Consider the following 20,670-nt stretch of genomic DNA (forward strand, 5'->3'; position numbering starts at 1 on the left):
ACCACCACAGAACCCCCGTCCCGCAATTCCGGGTCGTGGGGCGCAACCACTCCCCGGTAGCCTTGCGGTGTGATTGACCTTCGCCTGCTCCGTGAGGACCCCGACCGTGTGCGCGCGTCCCAGCGCGCCCGTGGAGAGGACGTCGCGCTCGTCGACGCCCTCCTGTCTGCCGACGAGCGGCGCAGGTCCTCCGGCGTCCGCTTCGACGAGCTCCGCGCCGAGCAGAAGCAGCTCGGCAAGCTCATCCCCAAGGCCTCCGGCGACGAGAAGGCGGAGCTGCTGAAGCAGGCGAGCCGGCTTGCCGCCGACGTCAAGGCGGCCGACGCCGAGCGCGACGCGGCCGACAGCGAGACCCAGGAACTCCTCCTCCAACTCGGCAACCTCGTCCACCCGGACGTCCCGGTCGGCGGCGAGGAGGACTTCGTCACGCTGGAGACGCACGGCGAGATCCGCGACTTCGCGGCCGAGGGCTTCGAACCGAAGGACCACCTGGAGCTCGGCACGATCCTCGGCGCCATCGACGTCGAGCGCGGTGCCAAGGTCTCCGGCTCGCGCTTCTACTTCCTGACCGGCGTCGGCGCCCTGCTCGAACTCGCCCTGGTCAACGCGGCGATGGCCCAGGCCACCGCCGCCGGCTTCGTCCCGATGCTCACCCCGGCGCTGGTCCGCCCGCAGGCGATGGCCGGCACCGGCTTCCTCGGCCAGGCCGCCCAGGACGTCTATCACCTCGACAAGGACGACCTGTACCTGGTCGGCACCTCCGAGGTCGCGCTCGCCTCGTACCACATGGACGAGATCCTCGACGCCGACCGCCTCCCCCTGCGCTACGCGGGCTTCTCCCCGTGCTTCCGCCGCGAGGCCGGCTCGCACGGCAAGGACACCCGAGGCATCTTCCGCGTCCACCAGTTCGACAAGGTCGAGATGTTCTCGTACGTCGCCCCGGAGGACTCCCAGGCCGAGCACCAGCGTCTGCTGGAGTGGGAGAAGCAGTGGCTGACGTCGCTGGAGCTGCCGTTCCGCGTCATCGACGTCGCCTCCGCCGACCTCGGCGCCTCGGCCTCGCGCAAGTTCGACTGCGAGGCGTGGGTCCCGACCCAGGGCAAGTACCGCGAGCTGACCTCGACCTCGGACTGCACCGAGTTCCAGTCCCGGCGTCTTTCGATCCGTGTCCGTGAGAAGTCCAGCGGGAGCGAAGCGACCTCCGGCCGGGGTGGTGGTCGGGTGACGGGCGGGCAGGTCAAGCCGCTGGCCACGCTCAACGGCACGCTGTGCGCCGTCCCGCGCACCATCGTCGCCATCCTGGAGAACCACCAGCAGGCCGACGGCTCCGTCCGCGTCCCCGAGGTACTGCGTCCCTACCTGGGCGGCCGCGAGATCCTGGAGCCGGTCACCAAGTGAGCGACACGGCGAAGCCCGAGGACTCCGAGCAGCCGGGGAAGCCCTCGGGCTTCCCCTACAAGCTGATCGCGACCGACCTCGACGGAACACTTCTGCGCTCCGACGAGTCGATCTCCGAACGCACCCGTGAGGCGCTCGCGGCGGCCACCGCCGCGGGCGCCGCCCACATCGTCGTCACCGGCCGCGCCGTCCCCTGGACGCGGCACATCCTCGACGACCTCGGCTACACGGGCCTCGCGGTCTGCGGCCAGGGCGCACAGGTGTACGACGCCGGAGAGCACCGTCTGCTGACGTCGGTGACCCTGGACCGGCAGCTCGCCGCCGTGGCCCTCGCCAAGATCGAGGCGGAGGTCGGCCCGCTCTTCCTGGCCGCCAGCCGCGCGGGTCTGGAGGGCGAGATCCTGATCGGCCAGGGCTACTCCCTGCACGGCTCGCTGCCCACCACACCGCTCAAGGACGTCTCCGACCTCTGGGCGGCCCCGCTCAACAAGATCTACATCCAGCACCCCACCCTGACCGCCGACGAACTCACCGAAGCCTCCCGCCAAGCCGCCGGCGGCTTCGTCACGGTCGCCATGGCCGGCGAGGACATCGTCGAACTCCTCCCCCTCGGCCTCACCAAGGCCACCGGTCTCTCCCTCGCCGCCCGCCGCCTCGGTGCCAAGCGCGCCGACACCATCGCCTTCGGTGACATGCCGAACGACATCCTCATGCTCACCTGGTCCAGCTACGGCGTGGCCATGTCCAACGCCCACTCCACCCTCAAGGCCATCGCCGATGAGGTGACCTCCTCCAACGAGGAGGACGGCATCGCCGAGGTGCTGGAGCGTCTGCTGGGCTGAGGCCGGGGATGCGCCGCAGGGTCGGTCGGGTCCCACTGTGCCGATTCGGCCCGGCATCGGTCGGCCGCAGGTGCAGTCGACCCGGAGGGTCGGCTGCCCATCCGGCGTCAACTGTCAGGGCTGTCATGGCCTTTCGCCGATGCCGGCCAACATGGCGCGGGAGCGACGGGGTTCATCGTTCGAGCGGGTCCGAGAGCGGGGCGGCCCACGCGAATGCGATTCCGCGTGCTCGAAGCGGCCGCCCCGGACAGCCACCTTGCGGCGGCGGACTCGACGGAGGTGCGACATCTCCGGAAACCACCGCGGGCTGCCCCGTCGGGAACTCCGGTTGCCTCACCTGATGAGCGGCAGAGCCGAGTCCCTCTCCCGGAACTTGGCGCCGGTCCGACCCGGCGACCCGAACATCAACCACTCTGCCCGCAAGCCCAGTTGACCGCCACCGAATATGCCCGGCCCGGCCGCCCGGTCCCGCCCGGCCCGTAGGACGGTCACCGGCGGCTCCACCTGCGCCGCCGCGCCTTGCTGAAGAACCATCCGGCAGGCGGCTCGTCCGACCGCCACGGCTGGGGAGCCGGTGCCTGCTCCCGCCAGCGCGCCGCGAGCATCCGAGCCCGCGCCGACGGCTCGGACGACTCGGCGGACCGTATGAAGTCCTCGTCCAACACGATCTCGTCCCAACCGTCGGCATCCGGGCCCGCCTTCGCCGGGCCTCCGGTCGTCGCGCCCCGCGCCTCACCGTCGTTGGGCGATACCTCCGTCGCCATCCCCGCTCCTCCTGCCTCCTGGCCGCCTTTCATGGCCGTGTATGCCCGTTCGTTCCCTTCTCGCCCAGTGTGCCCGGACGGGCGTGAAGCCCCTGTCAAGACCGTCAGGGGCCGGTCCTCCGAGGCCGGACAGGCCCCGGAGGGTGCCGTCACTCCTCACTCCTCCCCGGCCAGCTTCAGCGTCCGGAGCTTCTGTCCGGCGTACCACGTCGCGCCCACCGTGACGGCGGTCAGCAGGATCACCGCGGCCGGCAGTCCGACGTCGGAGGTGATCAGGTCGCCGTCGGTGACCTTGCGGGCCACGGCCAGCGCCCACTGCTGCACACTGAGCGTGCGCGCCCCGTCCACCAGCGATCCGAACAGGGCCTCCCAGACGAGCGCGTAGACCAGTCCGAAGACGACCGCGTGCCGGGTCACCGTGCCGAGGAGCAGGAACATCGCCGCGTACGCGATCGAGGCGACCAGCGCCGCCACCGTGTAGGCGACCGCGATCTGCTGGCCGTTGCCGTTCAGGATCAGGCCCGCGATCAGCGTGGGTATCGCGGAGAACGCCATGGTCACCGCGATCGCCACGATCAGCTTCGTGAAGATGATCGTCGGCCGCTTCACCGGCTTGGCCAGCAGATACACCACCGAGCCGTCGTCGATCTCCGGCCCGATCGCGCCCGTTCCCGCGATGACACCGATGATCGGCACCATCGTGGCGAGCGCGAATCCGCCCAGCAGATCCGCGGCCACCTGGTCGTCGGGACCGCTCAGGGCACGCACGGCAACGGAGATCGCGATCAGCAGCAGGGGCAGCGCGCCCAGGATGAGGGCACGGCGCCGGCCGAGCAGGGCCCGGTAGGTGAGCCGGGCGACTGTGGGGTCGTACATCTTCGGCCTCCTACGCCGCGACCAGATACGAGAAGACGGACTCGAGGGACTCGTCCGACGGCGACACCGTGAGCAGACGTATGCCGTGCTCCTTGGCCATCTTCGGCAACAGCACCGTGAACCTGCCGAAGTCGACGGCCTGGATACGCAACGCGCCCTCGGCGAGGTCCACTTCGATCCCCGCGGTCGACGGGTCGGCGATCAGCGCGGCGGCCAGGGCCCGGTCGTCGCTGGAGCGCACCAGATAGCGGTGCGGGCGGTCGGTCATCAGTCGGCGGATGCGCCGGAAGTCACCGCTCGCCGCATGCCGTCCGGCGACGATCACCTCGATATGGGCGGCCAGTTGCTCCACCTCTTCGAGGATGTGGGACGAGAACAGCACCGTGCGGCCCTCGTCGCCCATGCGTCGCAGCAGATCCATGAGCTGCATGCGCTGGCGCGGGTCCATGCCGTTGAACGGCTCGTCCAGCAGGAGCAGCGACGGCTCGTGGACCAGTGCGGACGCCATTTTCACGCGCTGCCGCATGCCCTTGGAGTACGTCGAGATCTTGCGGTCCTGCGCGTACTCCATCTCCACCGTGGCGAGCGCCTTCTGGGCTGCCACCGCCCCGAGACCGTGCAACTCGGCGTTGGCGACGACGAATTCGCGGCCCGTGAGGAAGTCGTACATCGCCTCCCGCTCGGGGACGATGCCGATCTGCTTGTAGATCTGTTCGTTGCGCCAGACCGGTTGGCCGTCGAGGGTGACGGTGCCGGTGGAGGGGGCGAAGAAGCCGCCCATCATGTTGATCAGGGTGGACTTCCCGGCTCCGTTGGGGCCGAGCAGGCCGGTGACACCAGGGCCGATCGTCATCGTGATGTCGTTGACCGCCACCACGTTGCCGAACCAGCGCGAGACATGATCGATGTTGAGCGTGGTCACAGCCCGGCCTTTCGGTAGCGGCGCATCAGCAGGCCGTAGCAGCCGGCGATGAGGCCCAGAACGACGAGGAGATAGACGACGCCCTGCCCACTGGAGGGGCCGTGGCCGCCGGGGGAGGCGGAGGGGGCACCCAGGAAGGCCGTCTGCACACCGTCTATGAGCGTGATGGGCGAGAAGAGCCCGAGCCAGGGCACCGCCCCGGCGCTGGACTGCTCGTTGGCGATGGCCTGGACGACGGACACGGCGCCGTAGGAGATGGTCAGAAAGGCGATGACGGCCGCGATACCGAAACCGCGGCGGGGAGTGACCGCCGAGATCACCAGGCCGATGCCGGCGAAGAGAAGCGACAGCAGTGCGACGGACACCAGTCCCTGCCCGAACCCCTTGGTCTGGTCGGTGAAGTCGAGCTTGGCCAGCAGCGCGCCCACATAGAGCACGATCAGGGGCACGGTGGTGAGGATGAAGAGCGCCGAGGCCAGCGCCACGAACTTCGCCCGCACATAGTCGGCGGTCTCGATCGGGCGCGAGAAGTACAGCGGCACCGTCTTGAAGCGCAGATCACGCGAGACGGACTGGGGTGCCTGGGAGGCGACGTACAGGCCGATGACAGCCTGCATGATGACCGCGTACTCGGTGTACTTGATGGGCAGGTCGTTGGCCTGGGTGGCGACGGCGACCGCCACCATGATGGCCGCCGGTACGCACATCACCGCGAAGAGCAGCATCGGCAGCACCTTGGACTTGGCCGAGCGGCCGAGGCCGTAGGCGCCGCGCAGGGACTGCGAGTACAGCGAGCGGCGGGCGTAGGCGCGGCCCAGGCGGGGGCCGTCGTAGTTGCGATAGCCGATGTTGTGGATGCGGCTCTGTTCGCCCGCGTGTGTGGGCTGGTCACCGGTGTGGGCCGGGGCCTTCGCCCGGGTCTGCTCAACCGCCATGGCCGACCGCCTCCTTCCAGGCATCCTTCGTGCGGAGGGAGATCGCCTGCTCGTCGTTGTCCGTGAACACCTCGGCGATGTGGTGCCTGCGCTGCTCCATGCGGACCAGACCGAGGCCCAGATCGGCGACGACATCGCGGATCAGGTCGTAGGTCTCCTCGCCCTGGGCGGTGAGCAGCAGGATGTGCCCGGCGCCGGGGAGGCCACTGCCGTCCGAGACGGTCACCCCGCGCGCGTGGAGCGCCTCGCGCAGCGCGCGGGTGCCGTCGGGGTGCTCGTCGGAGTCCGTGACCTCGATCGCGAGGGTGGCCGTGCTCTGGGTGAAGTCCCGGGTGGAGCTGGAGCGGAGCAGCTTGCCGCCGTCGACCACGACGACGTGGTCGCAGGTCCGCTCCAACTCACCGAGCAGATGGGAGGTGACCAGGACGGAGATGCCGAAGTCCGTGTGGATGCGGCGGATCAGGCCGAGCATCTCGTCACGGCCGACCGGGTCCAGGCCGTTCGTCGGCTCGTCCAGGAAGACCAGCTGCGGGTCGTGCACCAGGGCCTGGGCGAGCTTCACTCGCTGCTTCATGCCCGTGGAGTAGCCGCCTATGGGGCGGTACCGCTCCTCGTACAGGCCGACATGGCGCAGGGTGTCCGCGGTGCGCTCGCGCGCGGCGGTCGGCGGGAGCCCCGACATACGGGCCATGTGCACGACGAACTCGGTGGCCGAGACGTCGGGCGGCAGGCAGTCGTGCTCCGGCATGTATCCCACGCGCTCCCGGATGGCTCCGCCCTTGGTCGCGACGTCGAGTCCGAGCACCTCGGCACGGCCCTCCGACGCGGGGGACAGACCCAGCAGGATCTTGATCAGCGTGGACTTGCCGGCGCCATTGGCACCGACGAGTCCCGTCACACCGGCTCCGATGTCCATGGAGAGCCGGTCAAGAGCGGTCACCCTCGGGAACCGCTTGCTCAGGCTTTCGGTCGCGATCACAGTCACGACATCGACGGTAGGGCCGCTGGACGTGGCGGTCGTCACCCCGCAGAGCTGTCTGCGTATCACTCTCGAGTCGTACGGGCCCGTAAGGGGCATCCACCCTCGGGTCCCCTAGGGGTCGCCCCTAGGTCGAACAACAGTGGGCCCGAATCGAACAACAGCGGCCGATACGGAGGGAACGATCAGCCGCGCCGTCGCGTTCCCGCGGAGTTTTCCACAGCCCGGCAGACCCTCATTGACGCAGTCCCCGATCACTGTCACATTCATGCATGTCACGTGATGAACACGGACCGTAGTCAATGGGGACAGGTGGGGGTGACGGCATGACGTCTGCGGTGTCGGGTGAACGCTCGGCGGAGCTGCGGGGGTTCCGGCGGGGGGACACATGACGGACGCGGTACGGCTCGACGGTGCGCGACGGCGGCGGGTGCGCTCGGCCGGAGTCGAGTTGGCGGTCGCCGAGCTGGGCGATCCCCGGCAGCCGACCGTGCTGCTCGTGCACGGCTATCCGGACTCCAAAGAGGTCTGGTCCGAGGTCGCCGAACGGCTCGCCGAGCGGTTCCACGTGGTGCTGTACGACGTGCGCGGCCACGGGGGTTCCACTGCCCCGACCCCACTGCGCGGCGGGTTCACCCTGGAGAAGCTGACGGACGACTTCCTCGCGGTCGCGGACGCGGTGAGCCCCGATCGGCCGGTGCATCTGGTGGGGCACGACTGGGGTTCGGTGCAGTGCTGGGAGTTCGCGACGGTCGAGCGCACCGAGGGCCGCGTCGCGTCCTTCACCTCGATGTCCGGCCCCTCCCTGGACCACCTCGGCCACTGGATCAAGCGGCGAATGCGGCGCCCGACCCCGCGCCGGATCGGTCAACTCCTCGGGCAGGGCGCCAAGTCCTGGTACATCTACGTGCTGCACACGCCCGCTCTGCCCGAACTCGCCTGGCGCGGCCCCCTAGGCAGGGTCTGGCCCCGCATGCTCCGCCGCGCCGAAAAACTGCCCCAGGGCGACTACCCCGCCTCCACCCTGCCCACGGACGCGGCGCACGGCGTCTGGCTGTACCGGGACAACATCCGGGCCCGCCTGGCCAGACCTCGTGAGGACGCGTACGCGCACGCCCCCGTGCAGCTCATCACACCCCAGGGAGACCCGTTTCTCTCCGAGCGGCTCTACGACGACCTGGACTCGTGGGCGCCGCGGCTGACCCGCCGTACGCTGCCCGACGGGCACTGGATTCCCCGCACCCGTCCCGACCAGTTGGCTTCCTGGATAACCGAGTTCGTCACCGCAGTCGAAGGCGGAGACCCCACGCCGACGCCGAGCGGGAGGTACGCGGACCGGTTCGGCGGACAGCTGGTGCTGGTCACCGGTGCGGCGTCCGGTATCGGGCGGGCCACCGCCTTCGCGTTCGCCGGGGCAGGCGCGCGGGTGATCGCCGTCGACCGGGACGCGGAGGGTGCCGCGCGCACCGCGGAGCGGTCCCGGCTGATCGGCGCCCCCGAGGCATGGGCCGAGGCGGTGGACGTCTCGGACGAGCAGGCCATGGAGAAGCTCGCCGAGCGGGTCGCCGCCGACTACGGCGTGGTGGACGTGCTGGTGAACAACGCGGGCATCGGGCTCTCCGGGTCCTTCCTCGACACCACCGCCGAGGACTGGCGGAAGGTCCTCGACGTCAACCTGTGGGGTGTCATCCACGGCTGTCGGCTCTTCGGCAGACAGATGGCGGAACGAGGGCAGGGCGGCCACATCGTCAACACGGCCTCGGCGGCGGCGTATCTGCCCTCTCGGACCCTGCCCGCGTACAGCACCTCCAAGGCGGCCGTGCTGATGCTCAGCGAGTGTCTGCGCGCGGAGTTGGCGGGTCAGGGCATCGGAGTGTCGGCGATCTGCCCCGGCATCGTCAACACCGGCATCACCTCGACCGCGCGGTTCGCCGGTGCCGACGCCGAGGAGGAGAAGCGCCGACAGCAGAAGGCCGCACGGTTGTACGGATTGCGGAACTATCCGCCGGAGAAGGTCGCCGACGCCATCCTGCGCGCGGTCGTACGCGACCAGGCGGTCGTCCCCGTCACCCCGGAGGCCCGCGGCGGCCGGCTGATGTCCCGCTTCGCCCCGAGAGCACTGCGCGCCCTCGCCCGACTGGAGCCGCCGTTGTGAGCCCCCGAGGAACACGACATATCCGGGGCCGCGCCGGTCGCCGGGGGAGGTCGACGCGGCCGAGGTGGCGGCCCTCGTACGACGACTGCGACCGCTCGCCGAGCATGTCCCGGCCTTCGAGGCGGCGGCGGCCGAACGGGAGGTACAGTCACGCTCCTCGGACACGCTCACAACAAACGGCCGTGAAGCGAAGGATGTTCGCCAACCACCCTGAACCGGCCACGGAGTTGTCCACAGAAACCCCAATTCCCCTGTGGATAACTACACTTAGTTGTGGATCAAACATCCTGAGCAAAATCAGATGCGTGACGTGTGTCTCGCCGGGCACTCTGGCCGAATGGATGAAAGACGCACCATAAGGGTGTCGAAGTACCTCTCGAAGCACCTGCGGCATCAGCCAGAGCGCATCGGACTCACGCTCGACGAGGCCGGCTGGGTCGAGATCGACACGCTCCTCGCGGCAGCCGCCGCCCATGGTTTCCGCATCACCAGGGCCGAACTCGACCACGTGGTCGAGGCCAACGACAAGCGCCGCTACGCCGTCGAAGGCAACCGCATCCGTGCCAATCAGGGCCACACCGTCGAGGTCGACCTCGGCCTGGCCCCGGCGACCCCGCCGCCGTACCTCTACCACGGGACCATCGCGGCCTACCTCGGCGCGATCCGGGCCGAGGGCCTGCGCCCCATGAGCAGGCACGACGTACATCTCTCGCCCGACCGCGAGACCGCCACCCGCGTCGGCGCGCGCCGTGGCCGCCCGGTCGTACTCTCCGTGGACTCCGGCGCCATGCACCGCGACGGCCATGTCTTCCGCGTCAGCGACAACGGAGTGTGGCTGACGGAGGCCGTACCACCGAAGTACCTGCGCTTCCCCGAGTCCCACTGAGCCCGCCCCTCGGCGGATCGTCCCGGCCCGACGCCGGCCCCGACCTGGTCATTCGGCAGGCCCCGGCGCGATGTGCTCCCTCCGGTTGCCCCCTCCCTCCCCCGTTCGGAGCAGTCACCCGTTCCGCTTACGCTCGAAACATGAGTCTGCGTCTGAGCACCGTGATCCTTCCGTACGTCCGCTGGCACGAAGGCGGTCGTGCCATGTGGCAGCGGGCCGAGCAGCTCGGGTTCCACACCGCGTTCACCTATGACCACCTGTCGTGGCGGACCTTCCGCGACGGACCGTGGTTCGGCGCCGTGCCGACCCTGACCGCGGCAGCCGCCACCACCGATCATCTGCGCCTCGGCACCCTGGTGACCTCGCCGAACTTCCGGCACCCGGTGACCCTCGCCAAGGAACTGATCTCCCTGGACGACATCTCCGGCGGCCGGATCACCCTCGGCGTCGGCGCCGGCGGCAACGGCTTCGACGCCACCGTGCTCGGCAAGGAGCCCTGGACACCCCGCGAGCGGGCCGACCGCTTCGCCGAGTTCGTCCCCCTGCTCGACCGGCTGCTCACCGAGAACTCCGTGTCCTACGAGGGCGACCACTACTCGGCCCATGAGGCCCGCAACATCCCCGGCTGCGTCCAGCGCCCGCGGCTGCCCTTCGCGGTGGCCGCCACCGGCCCGCGCGGGATGCGGCTGGCGGCACGGCACGGCCAGGCGTGGGTGACCACGGGCGACCCCAAGCTGTACGAGACCGGCACACCGGAACAGCCGATTCAGGCCTTGCGCCGGCAGATGGAGAAGCTGGCCGACGAGGCCGCCGCGATCGGCCGGGACACGGCGAAGATCGACAAGATCCTGCTCACCGGCTTCACCCCGGACCGCACCCGGCCATTGGAGTCGCTGGACGCGTTCGTGGACTTCGCGGGGCGCCACGCGGAGCTGGGATTCACCGACCTCGTGATCCACTGGCCCATCCCGGACTCCGACTTCGCGACGGACGAGAAGGTCTTCGAGCGCATCGCCATGGACGCCCCGGCCCAGCTGTCCTGACCGGACCGCCCGGCACATGTGCGCCGGCGCACCCCCGCCCCCGCACAGGAGAGGAATCACTCACCTGTGCGGACGCCCGCACAGCCGTGGGCGCATATGCGCGACAATGGGGTCCGTGACCTCAGCGACGAGACAGCCCGAGACCCCGGCCCCGACCGTCCCGCCCCGGCTGATAGCCACCGATCTCGACGGCACCCTGCTCCGAGACGACAAGTCGGTCTCCCCCCGCACCGTCGCCGCCCTCGCGGCGGCCGAGCGGGCGGGCATCGAGGTCTTCTTCGTCACCGGCCGCCCGGCTCGCTGGATGGACGTCGTCAGCGAGCACGTCCACGGTCACGGCCTCGCGATCTGCGGAAACGGCGCCGCCGTGGTCGACCTGCACGGCGGCCCGGGCGCCCACCGTTTCGTCATGGTCCGCGAGCTGGCGCGGGAGAACGCGCTGGACGCCGTACGACTGCTGCGCGACGCGGCGCCCGGCACCGTGTACGCGGTCGAGCAGACGTACGGCTTCAACCAGGAGCCCGAGTACCCCAAGCTCCACATGGAGGTCCCGGACACCCTCGCGCCGGCCGAGAAGCTGCTGGCCCCGGGCGGCGTCGCCGACAGCGAGCCGGTGCTGAAGATCCTCGCGTACCACCCCTCCCTCGACCCCGACGCCTTCCTCGCCACCGCCCGTGTCGCCGTCGGCGACCGCGCCACCATCACCCGCTCCAGCCCCAGCGCCCTGCTGGAGATCAGCGGCCCGGGCGTCTCCAAGGCCAGCACCCTCGCCCTGTGCTGCGCCGAGCGCGGCATCTCCCACGAGGAGGTCGTCGCCTTCGGTGACATGCCGAACGATGTCGAGATGCTCACCTGGGCCGGCCGGTCGTACGCCATGGGCAACGCCCACCCGGACGTCGTGGCGGCCGCCTCCGGCCACACCGTCGACAACAACGACGACGGCGTCGCGGTCGTGATCGAGCGCCTGCTTGAGGAGCGGGCGCAGCCCCACGGGCCCGCAACGTCCTAGACCCGCACCCCGCGCTCAAGGAGCCACGGAACGGGGTCGATGCCCGACCCCAGCTCCGGTGTGATCCGTACCTCGAAGTGCAGGTGCGGCCCGGTGGAGTTGCCGGTGGTGCCCGACTGGCCGATCCACTGCCCGGGCGCCACCCGATCGCCCGGGTCGACGGTGACGGCCGCGAGATGCGCGTACTGGGTGTAGTAGCCGTCCGTGTGCTGGACGACGATCTCGATGCCGAAGGCGCCCCCGCACGACACCTTCACCACCCGCCCCGCGCCCACCGCCCGCACCGGCGTACCGATCGGCACCGCGAAGTCCTGCCCGGTGTGCCGACTGGCCCACCGCTCACCACCGCTTCCGAAGCCCGCGGAAAGTTCGTACGACTCCACGGGCGCGACCCATGTGTTGCTCCGGCCGGTTTCCGGCTGATCCAGGCGGACGGCGCCCCGGCAGGAACCGGCCGCGACCGCCGCGTCGGCCTGCCCCTGCAACGTCCACTGCGCCTCCTCCAGCTTCTGCTGGATCTCCCGCTTGATCTCGGCGAGTTCGATGTTCCGCCGCTCCAGCGCCTGCCAGGCCGTGGCCGCCTTCGCCTCGTCCGCCGCGAACTTCGCCTCCGCCCGACGGCTCCTCGCCACGGCCTTCTCGACCGCCAGATCCGCCTGCCACACCGCGCGCCGCCCCCGCATCAGCTCCTCGGGGTCCTCCGCGACCAGCATCTGCGCGGTGTACGGCACCCCACCGCCCTCGCGGTACTGGGCGCGCGCGATCCGGCCGAGGTCCGCGTTCAGCCCCTCAAGACGCCGCCGCTCTTTCGCGAGCAGTGACTCCAGCCGCCGCACTTTGGCCCGCTGCCCGTCCGCCTCCCGCCGCCCTGCCTCGTACTGCAGCGTCGCCACAGCCGCTTCCTCGAACAGCCGCGCCACCTGGGCACTGGTCCCGGAGTCGCCGTCGGCGGCCGGAATCACACCAGCGTCGCTCCCGGCCGCCGTCGGCCGGGCGGCGAGAACCGCGGCGGCACACAGCAGCACAACCAGGGGCAGCCGACGTCGACGAGATGAGCGCATGCCAGCGATCGTGGCCCTCGTCGGCGTCCCGGTCCTGTCCGCGCCGTACAGCCGGGGGACAGTACACCCCGAATGGGCCCCCTAACTGGGCCGAACAGCGGCCTGCCACGGTGGTCTTCGGCGAGAAACCACGCGAACGGCACCGACTCGTACGGCAGCTGACGCGCCGTCGAGGCATCAGATGCCCACCAACACCTCACCCGCCGTCTCCCGCTCCACCATCGCCCGCAAAGGCCCGTCCACGGCGACCAGTTCCGCGTACGTCCCCCGCTGTGCGACCCGCCCCTCCGCCAGCACGACGACCTCGTCCACGTCTTCGAGCCCGGCGAGCCGATGGGTGATCAGCAGGGTCGTACGGCCCTCGGTCGCGGCCAGCAGATCGGCGGTGAGGGCGTCGGCCGTGGACAGGTCGAGGTGTTCCGCGGGCTCGTCGAGGACGAGGACCGGGAAGTCGGCCAGCAGCGCGCGGGCCAGGGCGAGCCGCTGACGCTGGCCGCCGGACAGCCGCGCCCCGTGCTCGCCGATCAACGTGTCCAGCCCCTCGGGCAGTTCGTCGGCCCAGTCCAGCAGCCGAGCCCGCGCGAGCGCGTCCCTCAACTCGGCCTCGGTGGCGCCCTTCCTGGCCAGCAGCAGGTTCTCGCGCACGGAACTGTCGAAGAGGTGCGCGTCCTGTGCGCACAGCCCGACGAACCGCCGTACGTCGTCCCCGTCGAGCGCGTACGCGTCCACACCGCCCAGCGTGTACGTCCCCTCGCGCGCGTCCAGGAACCGCAGCAGCACCTGCGCGAGGGTCGTCTTGCCCGCCCCCGAGGCTCCGACCACGGCGACCCTGCGGCCCTCTTCGAGGGTGAGGTCCAGCCCGGCGAGCGCGTCCCGCTCCTGCCCCGCGTACCGGGCGCCAAGCCCCGCGAGCCTGAGCGGGAACGGCGACACGGGCGCCTCGACCGGCGCCTCCGGTTCGCGTACGGGATCGGGGGCGTCCAGCACCTCGTACACGCGCTCCGCGCTTCTGCGGACCCGCTGGCGGAACTGGACGGCGACCGGCAGTCCCAGCACCGCCTCGAAGGCGGCCAGCGGGGTCAGGACGACCACGGCCATGGCCACACCGCTCAGCCGACCGTCGACGACCGCCTGGGCGCCCAGCAGCGCGGTGACGGCGACGGTGAGGCCGGTGGCGAGCGCGGTGAGTCCGTCGCCGAGCGCGGTGGCGGTGGCGGCGCGGGAGGCGATCCGGGTGAGCGCCCGGTCGGCCGCTCGCGCCTCGGCGGTACGGACGGGCAGGGCGCCCGCGACCGTCAACTCGGCGGTGCCGGTGAGCAGGTCGGCCACCCGGGTCGCCAGCACCCCACGGGCGGGCGCCAGCCGGTGCTCGGCCCGCCGGGCGACGGCCCCGGTCACGAGGGGTACCCCGGCCCCGGCGGCCAGCAGTCCGACGGCGAGGGCGGCCCCGGCCTCGGGCAGCAGCCACGCGGTGAACCCGACGGACGCGGCGGACACGACCACCGCGGCCCCGGCCGGCAGCAGCCACCGCACCCAGTAGTCCTGCAGGGCGTCCACATCGGCGACCAGTCGCGACAGCAGATCGCCCCGCCGGGCCGTGCGCAGCCCAGCCGGCGCCAACCGCTCCAGCCGCCGGTAGACGGCCACCCTCGTGTCGGCCAGCATGCGCAGCACCGCGTCGTGCGACACCAGCCGCTCCGCGTACCGGAACACCGCCCGACCGATGCCGAACGCCCGCGTGGCCGTCACGGCGACCATCAGATAGAGCACCGGAGGCTGCTGCGAGGCCCGCGAGATCAACCACCCGGAGGTCGCCATCAGCCCAACGGCGCTACCGAGGGCAAGGCTGCCGAGCAAGAGAGCGAGAACGAGCCGACTCCGTCGGGGGCCGGCCATACGACGGACGCGACGGAGCACACGGTGGGGGGCGTCGACCGGCGTGTGGAGTCCGCGCCTCGGACCACCGTCCTCCGCCTCGGACACAGCAGGGCCGACATCCCGCCCAGCCGCAGACTCTCCACCGGCAGCGGCCGCCGCGCCTCCATCCGCATCAGCCGCCGCAGCGCCCTTGCCTGCCTCCTCGTCGAAAGGGCCGAGAGAACCGGCGGGTTCGCTGGACATGGGCGAGCGGGTGGGGGAAGTCTCGGTGGCCCGCGCTTCCAGCCGTACCACCCGGTCCGCCACTTCCAGCAACGCCGACCGGTGCACCACCAGCAGCACGGTCCGGCCCACCGCCAGCCGCCGTACGGCCTCCACGACCTCCGCCTCGGTCTCCCCGTCCAGCGAAGCCGTCGGCTCGTCGAGGAGCAGGACCGGCCGGTCGGCGAGGAATGCCCGGGCGAGGGCGAGCCGTTGCCGCTGCCCGGCCGACAGACCGGCACCATCCTCCCCGAGGACCGTCTCGGCCCCGGCGGGCAGCGCGTCCACGAACTCCAGCGCCCCGGCGTCGTCCAGCGCCCGCCGCACCGCCGCGTCGTCGGCGTCCGGCCGGGCCAGCCGTACGTTCTCGGCGATCGACCCGGCGTACAGATGGGGCCGCTGCGGCACCCAGGCGACGCGCGAGCGCCACTCCTCGATGTCGAGCGAACCGAGATCGGCTCCCCCGACCCTCACCTGGCCCCCGGTGGGCTCCGTGAAGCCCAGCAGAACGTTCAGCAGCGTCGACTTGCCCACCCCGCTGGGCCCGACCAGGGCCACGGTCTCACCGGGCGCCACGGTGAAGGACACCTCCGAGACGGCGTCGTACGACCGCCCCGGGTACCGGACGCTCACGCCCTCGAAGCGGAGGTCGCCCGCAGCCGGTACAGCCCCGGTCCCGGACGCCGGCAAGGGCGTCTCCAGGACCTCGAAGATCTCCTCGGCCGCCGCGAGCCCCTCGGCGGCGGCGTGGAACTGTGCGCCCACCTGCCGCACCGGCAGATACGCCTCCGGCGCCAGAACGAGGATGACCAACCCGATGTACAGGTCCATCTCGCCGTGCACGAGCCGCATCCCGATGGTGACCGCGACCAGCGCGACCGAGATGGTCGCCAGCAACTCCAGCGCGAAGGACGACAGGAACGCGATCCTCAGCGTCCGCATCGTCGCCTGCCGGTACTCCCCGGTGATCCGTTTGATCGACTCGGCCTGCGCCTTGGCCCGGCCGAACACCTTGAGCGTCGGCAACCCGGCCACGACATCGAGGAAGTGCCCCGACAACCGTGACAGCAGCCGCCACTGACGGTCCATCTGCGAGCGTGTGGCCCAGCCGATGAGCACCATGAAGATCGGGATCAACGGGAGTGTGCCGACGATGATCGCCGCCGACACCCAGTCCTCGGTGACGATCCGCGCCAGCACCGCCACGGGCACCACCACGGCGAGGCCCAACTGCGGCAGATAGCGCGAGAAGTAGTCGTCGAGCGCGTCAACGCCCCTGGTCGCGAGAGCGACCAGGGAGCCCGTGCGCTGCCCGCTCAACCACCCGGGCCCCAACGCCGTGGCCCGCTCCAGCAACCGCCCCCGCAACTCCGACTTCACCGCCGCGCTGGCACGGTGAGCGGACAACTCCGTGAGCCAGGAGACCAGCGCCCGCCCCACCGCGACAGCCACCAACAGCAGCAGGGGAGTGCGGAGTTCGGCCACCGACATCCCGTGCTGGAAGGCCCCGACCACCACTTCGGCGATGAGCATCGCCTGCGCGATGACAAGAGCGGCTCCGATGGCGCCCAGGCCGACGACCGCCACCAAGAAGAGGCGGGTGGCACGGGCGTACCGCAGCAGTCGCGGGTCGATTGGTTTCACGTGAAACACCCTCTTCTCGGCAGGCATGTTTCACGTGAAACATGCCTCTTCGGCCCCAGGAGGTGTGTTTCACGTGAAACATCGTCAAACACACCTCCTGCCACGCTCAGCGCACGGGCCCGAACCCGCGCACATGAACCGCGCACGTGAAGCGGACTCAGTGCGCAACCGGCTCGGCGATGTGCTGGGTGCCGATCCGCTTACGGAACACCCAGTACGTCCATCCCTGGTAGAGCATCACGATCGGCGTGGCGATCACCGCGCACCAGGTCATGATCTTCAGGGTGTACGGACTCGACGAGGCGTTGGTGACCGTAAGGCTCCACTCCTCGTTCAGCGAGGACGGCATGACGTTCGGGAAGAGCGTCAGGAAGAGCATGGCCACGGCGGCCACGATGGTGACCCCCGACAGTGCGAACGCCCAGCCCTCGCGCCCCGCCCGTACCGCTCCCAGCGCCGCCACGAGCGCGACGACCGCCAGGACGGCCGCGACCAGCGAGGCACCGTCCCCCTTCTCGACCTGCGTCCAGAGCAGGAACAGCAGCGCGAGAGCGGCCGTCACCAGCCCCACCTTGAGCGCCACCTGCCGTGCCCGCTCCCGGATGTCGCCGACAGTCTTGAGCCCGACGAACACCGCCCCATGGAAGGTGAACAGGGTCAGGGTGACGAGACCGCCGAGCAGGGCGTAAGGATTGAGCAGGTCGCCCACGCCACCGACGTACTCGAAGTCACGGTTGATCTTGACGCCGCGCACGATGTTGGCGAAGGCCACGCCCCACAGGAAGGCGGGCAGCAGCGAGGTCCAGAAGATGGCCGTCTCCCAGTTGCGCTGCCAGTTCTCCTCGGGCCGCTTCGCCCGGTACTCGAAGGCGACACCACGGACGATCAGACAGACCAGGATGAGCAGCAGCGGCAGATAGAAGCCCGAGAAGAGCGTGGCGTACCACTCGGGGAAGGCGGCGAAAGTCGCGCCGCCCGCCGAGAGCAGCCACACCTCGTTGCCGTCCCAGACGGGCCCGATGGTGTTGATGAGGACCCGCTTCTCCGGGCGGTTCCGCGCCAGCAGCTTGGTGAGGACACCGACCCCGAAGTCGAAGCCCTCCAGGAAGAAGTAGCCGATCCACAGGACGGCGATGAGGACGAACCAGACGTCGTGAAGTTCCATGACTGTGCTCCCTTGGCCCGGTGCGGCCTAGTACGAGAAGGCCATCGGCTTGTCGGCGTCACGGGAGTCGCCGCCGATCTTCGTGGGCGGGTTGAGGTCGGCCTCGGTCAGCTCGGGCGGACCCGCCTTGACGTACTTCGCGAGCAGCTTGACCTCGACGACGGCGAGGATCGCGTAGAGCGTGGTGAAGACGATCATCGAGGTGAGGATCTCGCCCTGGGAGACACCGGGGGAGACGGCGTCCTCGGTGCGCAGCACGCCGTAGACGACCCAGGGCTGACGGCCCATCTCGGTGAAGATCCAGCCCCAGGAGTTGGCGATCAGCGGGAAGCCCAGGGTCAGGATCGCGATGCGCCAGTACCACTTGGTGAGCTTCGGGCCGAGGGCCTTGTGGGGCAGCAGGACGAGATGTGGCACCTCGTCCTCGCCGACCCGCAGATGCTGCGGCAGCAGGAACTTCTTACGGGTGAGCCAGAGCCCGATGACGCCGAGGGTGAGGGACGTCATCCCGAAGCCGATCATCCAGCGGAAGCCCCAATAGGCGACCGGGATGTTGGGCCGGTAATCGCCGGGCCCGTACTTCTCCTGCTCGGCCTTGTTGACGTCGTTGATGCCGGGGACGTACGAGTCGAAGTCGTCGTTGGCGAGAAAGGACAGCAGGCCGGGGATCTCGATCGCGACCTTGTTGTGGCCCTTGTCGACGTCGCCGTAGGCGAAGACAGAGAAGGGCGCGGGCGCCTCGCCGTCCCACAGTGCCTCGGCGGCGGCCATCTTCATGGGCTGCTGCTTGAACATGACCTTGCCGAGCAGGTCGCCGCTGATCGCGGTGAGCAGGCCGGCGACGATCACGGTGATCAGACCGAGCCGCAGCGAGGTCTTCATCACCGGGATGTGCTTCTTGCGGGCCAGATGGAAGGCGGCGACACCGACCATGAAGGCGCCGCCGGTGAGGAAGGCCGCCGAGAGGGTGTGGAAGACCTGGGTGAGCGCGGTGTTCTGGGTCAGGACGAGCCAGAAGTCGGTGAGCTCGGCGCGGCCCTTCGCCTCGTTGATCCGGTAGCCGACGGGGTGCTGCATCCACGAGTTGGCCGCGAGGATGAAGTACGCCGACAGGATCGTGCCGATGGAGACCATCCATATGCAGGCCAGATGGATCTTCTGCGGCAGCTTGTCCCAGCCGAAGATCCACAGCCCGATGAAGGTGGACTCGAAGAAGAAGGCGATCAGTGCCTCGAAGGCGAGCGGGGCCCCGAAGACATCGCCGACGAAGCGCGAGTAGTCGGACCAGTTCATACCGAACTGGAACTCCTGCACGATGCCGGTGACGACACCCATCGCGATGTTGATCAGGAAGAGCTTGCCCCAGAACTTGGTGGCCTTGAGGTACTTCTCCTTCCCCGAGCGGACCCACGCGGTCTGCAGGCCGGCGGTGAGCGCGGCCAGTGAGATGGTGAGGGGGACGAAGAGGAAGTGGTAGACGGTGGTGATGCCGAACTGCCATCGCGCCAGAGTCTCCGGCGCCAAAGCGAGGTCCACGTCTTCTCCTTACATACCGTGGCACTGCGGCAGTTTGCCCTGCTTGTCAGGCACATCACAGGACAACCGGGACACGCTTGTGAATGCGTTCACGTTCACAAGCAATTATGACGCATGGCCGTTCGAGACGTGAGAGCGGGGGTCCCCCGGAACGCAAGAGTCCGGACCGAACAACATCAGGGGGCCCGGGAAAATCACCGAACCCCCTGGTCAGAAGCTTACGCAGAGCGCCTAGAGCTCCTTGCGGAAGGCCTCCGTCACCTTGAGAAAGATGTCGTTCGCCTCGGTCTCGCCGACCGTCACCCGCACACCCTCACCCGGGAACGGCCGTACGACGACACCGGCCTGCTCGCAGACCCCCGCGAAGTCGACCGTGCGCTCCCCCAGCCGCAGCCATACGAAGTTCGCCTGTGTCTCCGGAACCGTCCAGCCCTGGGCGCGCAACGCCTCGACGACACGGTTGCGCTCACAGACCAGCGAGCCCACCCGCCCGAGGAGCTCGTCCTCGGCCCGCAAGGAGGCGACCGCCGCGTCCTGAGCGATCTGGCTGACCCCGAACGGAACGGCCGTCTTACGCAGCGCCGCCGCCACCGGCTCATGAGCGATCGCAAACCCTACCCGGAGGCCCGCGAGACCGTAAGCCTTGGAGAAGGTGCGGAGCACACAGACGTTCGGACGCTCACGGTAGAACTCGACGCCATCAGGAACCTCGACATCCCGCACGAACTCACGGTACGCCTCGTCCAGCACCACCAGAACATCGCCGGGCACCCGGTCGAGGAACCGTTCAAGCTCGGCCCGGCGGACGACCGTGCCCGTGGGGTTATTGGGGTTGCAGACGAAAATCAGCCGGGTCCGGTCGGTGATCGCGTCCGCCATCGCGTCCAGATCGTGCACATCGCCCGGCGTCAGCGGCACCTGCACGGATGTGGCCCCGCTGATCTGGGTGATGATCGGGTACGCCTCGAACGACCGCCAGGCGTAGATCACCTCGTCGCCGGGCCCCGCGGTCGACTGCAGCAACTGCTGGGCGACTCCGACCGAGCCGGTGCCCGTGGCCAGATCCGTGACCGGCACCCCGAAGCGATCCGACAACTCGTTCATCAGACCGGTGCAGGCCATGTCCGGGTACCGGTTGAAGGACGCGGCCGCCGCCGCCACACCTTCCAGCACCCCGGGCAGCGGCGGATAGGGGTTCTCGTTGGAGGAGAGCTTGTACGCCACCGGACCGCCCGCCGCGGCCGGCTTGCCGGGCTTGTAGGTGGGAATACCCTCCAGCTCGGCTCGCAGCTTGGGGCTCGTCTCGCTCACCGCAG

General features: G+C 69.9%; 16 protein-coding genes. 6 read left to right on the plus strand and 10 right to left on the minus strand.

Annotated elements, in window-relative coordinates; all coding sequences use genetic code 11:
- Nucleotides 1-69: 69 nt before the first annotated feature.
- Nucleotides 70-1,398, plus strand: a complete 1,329-nt coding sequence (gene serS / locus ACWD4G_RS11115; protein WP_451292400.1) for a serine--tRNA ligase — start codon at nucleotides 70-72, stop codon at nucleotides 1,396-1,398.
- On the plus strand, nucleotides 1,395-2,240 hold the full coding sequence (locus tag ACWD4G_RS11120) for an HAD family hydrolase (protein WP_451292401.1): 846 nt from the start codon (nucleotides 1,395-1,397) through the stop codon (nucleotides 2,238-2,240). The genes serS and ACWD4G_RS11120 overlap by 4 nt, the downstream gene beginning before the upstream one ends.
- Before the next feature lie 488 nt (nucleotides 2,241-2,728).
- Here ACWD4G_RS11120 and ACWD4G_RS11125 read toward each other — a convergent pair whose 3' ends face one another.
- The 5 genes from ACWD4G_RS11125 to ACWD4G_RS11145 all read right to left on the minus strand — a co-directional run bounded on the left by ACWD4G_RS11125 (nucleotide 2,729) and on the right by ACWD4G_RS11145 (nucleotide 6,716).
- Complete coding sequence (locus ACWD4G_RS11125) at nucleotides 2,729-3,004, minus strand: SGM_3592 family protein (RefSeq protein ID WP_451292402.1); 276 nt, start codon at nucleotides 3,002-3,004, stop codon at nucleotides 2,729-2,731.
- 156 nt (nucleotides 3,005-3,160) lie between these two features.
- Complete coding sequence (locus tag ACWD4G_RS11130) at nucleotides 3,161-3,880, minus strand: ABC transporter permease subunit (RefSeq protein WP_451292403.1); 720 nt, start codon at nucleotides 3,878-3,880, stop codon at nucleotides 3,161-3,163.
- A 10-nt stretch (nucleotides 3,881-3,890) separates the two neighbouring features.
- Nucleotides 3,891-4,802: an ABC transporter ATP-binding protein gene (locus ACWD4G_RS11135; RefSeq protein WP_451292404.1), complete on the minus strand. Its 912-nt coding sequence runs from the start codon at nucleotides 4,800-4,802 to the stop codon at nucleotides 3,891-3,893.
- Nucleotides 4,799-5,737, minus strand: coding sequence for an ABC transporter permease (locus ACWD4G_RS11140; protein WP_451292405.1), 939 nt, complete (start codon nucleotides 5,735-5,737; stop codon nucleotides 4,799-4,801). Before ACWD4G_RS11140 ends, ACWD4G_RS11135 begins: the two co-directional genes overlap by 4 nt.
- Entirely contained in the window at nucleotides 5,727-6,716 is a 990-nt protein-coding gene (locus ACWD4G_RS11145; RefSeq protein ID WP_451292638.1) for an ABC transporter ATP-binding protein, read from the minus strand. The genes ACWD4G_RS11140 and ACWD4G_RS11145 overlap by 11 nt, the downstream gene beginning before the upstream one ends.
- Nucleotides 6,717-7,104: 388 nt before the next feature.
- Between ACWD4G_RS11145 and ACWD4G_RS11150 the strand changes: the two genes are divergently transcribed.
- The 4 genes from ACWD4G_RS11150 (at nucleotide 7,105) to ACWD4G_RS11165 (ending at nucleotide 11,809) form a co-directional block, all read left to right on the plus strand.
- Entirely contained in the window at nucleotides 7,105-8,871 is a 1,767-nt protein-coding gene (locus ACWD4G_RS11150) for an SDR family oxidoreductase (protein ID WP_451292406.1), read from the plus strand.
- A gap of 337 nt (nucleotides 8,872-9,208) precedes the next feature.
- On the plus strand, nucleotides 9,209-9,757 hold the full coding sequence (locus ACWD4G_RS11155) for an RNA 2'-phosphotransferase (RefSeq protein WP_451292407.1): 549 nt from the start codon (nucleotides 9,209-9,211) through the stop codon (nucleotides 9,755-9,757).
- A 140-nt stretch (nucleotides 9,758-9,897) separates the two neighbouring features.
- Entirely contained in the window at nucleotides 9,898-10,800 is a 903-nt protein-coding gene (locus tag ACWD4G_RS11160) for an LLM class flavin-dependent oxidoreductase (RefSeq protein ID WP_451292408.1), read from the plus strand.
- Between the two features lie 115 nt (nucleotides 10,801-10,915).
- Nucleotides 10,916-11,809: an HAD hydrolase family protein gene (locus ACWD4G_RS11165; RefSeq protein ID WP_451292409.1), complete on the plus strand. Its 894-nt coding sequence runs from the start codon at nucleotides 10,916-10,918 to the stop codon at nucleotides 11,807-11,809.
- On the opposite strand, the gene ACWD4G_RS11170 is transcribed toward ACWD4G_RS11165, so the two are convergent.
- The 5 genes from ACWD4G_RS11170 to hisC all read right to left on the minus strand — a co-directional run bounded on the left by ACWD4G_RS11170 (nucleotide 11,806) and on the right by hisC (nucleotide 20,665).
- Nucleotides 11,806-12,870: a M23 family metallopeptidase gene (locus tag ACWD4G_RS11170; RefSeq protein WP_451292410.1), complete on the minus strand. Its 1,065-nt coding sequence runs from the start codon at nucleotides 12,868-12,870 to the stop codon at nucleotides 11,806-11,808. The genes ACWD4G_RS11165 and ACWD4G_RS11170 overlap by 4 nt on opposite strands.
- 177 nt (nucleotides 12,871-13,047) lie before the next feature.
- A complete protein-coding gene (cydD, locus tag ACWD4G_RS11175; protein ID WP_451292411.1) occupies nucleotides 13,048-16,653 on the minus strand; it encodes a thiol reductant ABC exporter subunit CydD in 3,606 nt (1,201 codons plus the stop codon).
- A gap of 157 nt (nucleotides 16,654-16,810) precedes the next feature.
- Complete coding sequence (gene cydB / locus ACWD4G_RS11180; RefSeq protein WP_451292412.1) at nucleotides 16,811-17,818, minus strand: cytochrome d ubiquinol oxidase subunit II; 1,008 nt, start codon at nucleotides 17,816-17,818, stop codon at nucleotides 16,811-16,813.
- 27 nt (nucleotides 17,819-17,845) lie between these two features.
- Entirely contained in the window at nucleotides 17,846-19,354 is a 1,509-nt protein-coding gene (locus ACWD4G_RS11185; RefSeq protein ID WP_451292413.1) for a cytochrome ubiquinol oxidase subunit I, read from the minus strand.
- Nucleotides 19,355-19,585: 231 nt separating this feature from the next.
- Nucleotides 19,586-20,665 (minus strand): histidinol-phosphate transaminase, encoded by a 1,080-nt coding sequence (gene hisC, locus ACWD4G_RS11190; RefSeq protein WP_451292414.1) that lies wholly within the window; start codon nucleotides 20,663-20,665, stop codon nucleotides 19,586-19,588.
- Between the last annotated feature and the right edge of the window lie 5 nt (nucleotides 20,666-20,670).

It is taken from the genome of Streptomyces sp. NPDC002643 (genome assembly GCF_053592555.1).

Coding starts and splice junctions, on each gene's coding strand:
- ACWD4G_RS11140 (WP_451292405.1), bottom strand. CDS start 5,737: ATGGCGGTTGAGCAGACCCGGGCGAAGGCCCCGGCCCACACCGGTGAC.
- ACWD4G_RS11160 (WP_451292408.1), top strand. CDS start 9,898: ATGAGTCTGCGTCTGAGCACCGTGATCCTTCCGTACGTCCGCTGGCAC.
- ACWD4G_RS11130 (WP_451292403.1), bottom strand. CDS start 3,880: ATGTACGACCCCACAGTCGCCCGGCTCACCTACCGGGCCCTGCTCGGC.
- ACWD4G_RS11170 (WP_451292410.1), bottom strand. CDS start 12,870: ATGCGCTCATCTCGTCGACGTCGGCTGCCCCTGGTTGTGCTGCTGTGT.
- ACWD4G_RS11155 (WP_451292407.1), top strand. CDS start 9,209: ATGGATGAAAGACGCACCATAAGGGTGTCGAAGTACCTCTCGAAGCAC.
- ACWD4G_RS11125 (WP_451292402.1), bottom strand. CDS start 3,004: ATGGCGACGGAGGTATCGCCCAACGACGGTGAGGCGCGGGGCGCGACG.
- ACWD4G_RS11150 (WP_451292406.1), top strand. CDS start 7,105: ATGACGGACGCGGTACGGCTCGACGGTGCGCGACGGCGGCGGGTGCGC.
- cydB (WP_451292412.1), bottom strand. CDS start 17,818: ATGGAACTTCACGACGTCTGGTTCGTCCTCATCGCCGTCCTGTGGATC.